The sequence below is a fragment of the Acinetobacter sp. B-6 genome (genome assembly GCF_056930735.1).
The window spans coordinates 1-1,272 of sequence record NZ_JBXPBY010000039.1 but is presented as its reverse complement, the minus strand read 5'-3'; the positions used below and the strand labels follow the sequence as shown (position 1 = coordinate 1,272).

Below are 1,272 nucleotides of genomic sequence, written 5' to 3'. Positions count from 1 at the left end.
CCTTGCGGAGCTTCGCTCCTCATCCCGAAAGAAAAGATACCGTCTCGAACGTCAAGTGAAATTATTCAAATTAAGTTGAATAATTTGCCTGATAGGGTTGCTGATGTTTAAGTACACCAAAGCAAATATGAATTAATTTGCGCATCGCTGCCCCTATTGCCATCATCTTACTTTTTCCATTCGACAATAATCTTTCGCTCAACTCTTTAATATGTGGATTATGCTGAGTTGCAACGACTGCTGACATATATAATCCCGATCTAATCTTCGCTGAGCCAGCTTTTGATAATTGACTTCGACCTCGGACTGAGCTTCCTGACTGCCTGTGGATTGGAACTAATCCTACAAATGCAGCGGCTTGGCTTGCTTTTTCAAATGTATGACTATGGAAAAAAGATAACATGAGTAAACTGGTTTGATCCGCAATCGCTGGAATGCTACACAGCAGCTTTCTATCTTTTTTTAAATCAGAATTTTGATCGATATGATCATTTATTTGTTGATCTAGATCTTTAATTTGACACTGCAAGTATTGAATACTCGCTTGAATTGAAGCTAAAACAGGCTCTACAAGATTAATAAAATCTGCCTTTTCTAAGCGATTTCGTTCGCGTAATAAATCTTCTAACAGCACTGCTCTACGTTCGAGTAAGGCATTCAGCAATTTAATATGTGGGGCTAAGGGTTTCCAATAATGTAAGTCTGAAGTCATGGCAAATTGCGCTAATACTTCACTATCTACTTTATCCGTTTTATTAAGCTTGGACATACTTTTTGCAAAATATCTTGCTCGTGCAGGATTAGCAACGCAGACATTAAAATCTTTAGAAAATAAAAATTCCGCAAGAGGCTCATGATAAATCGAGGTCGCCTCCATTAATACTATGGTTTGTTGGGGATCAACTTTTAAATTGGATAACCATAAATTTAATGCATCAAACCCTTTAGCCTGATTAGGAAAAATTTTGTTTTTCTTTTTTGGAGAATCTTTTTCATAGAAAAAACAGCAATCTAGTTTGTTTTTTGAAACATCAATACCAAGATAAAACATAACAAATTCTCCTAGAGAAAAATATTGTTTTAAATGACCACCATCTTTTCTTGTGAATGCAGCATCAGAGCGCTTAGTTACCGTCCAGAGTTGTACGAGTGGTAGATGCAAATTGTAAGTTTTATCTTTTCTAGAAACTTAAAGTTTTAGTAGGGCTTCAAACTTTACAATTTGCGTATAGTAGTAGCTAACCACTATAAGATTTAAGATACAAGTAGGGC

At 35.9% G+C, this 1,272-nt stretch carries 1 protein-coding gene; it reads right to left on the bottom strand.

Features of this window, described 5'->3' with window-relative positions; translation table 11 throughout:
- Positions 1 to 70: 70 nt before the first annotated feature.
- Positions 71 to 1,051 (bottom strand): IS110 family transposase, encoded by a 981-nt coding sequence (locus tag AC1Z3T_RS21090; RefSeq protein WP_004828708.1) that lies wholly within the window; start codon positions 1,049 to 1,051, stop codon positions 71 to 73.
- Between the last annotated feature and the right edge of the window lie 221 nt (positions 1,052 to 1,272).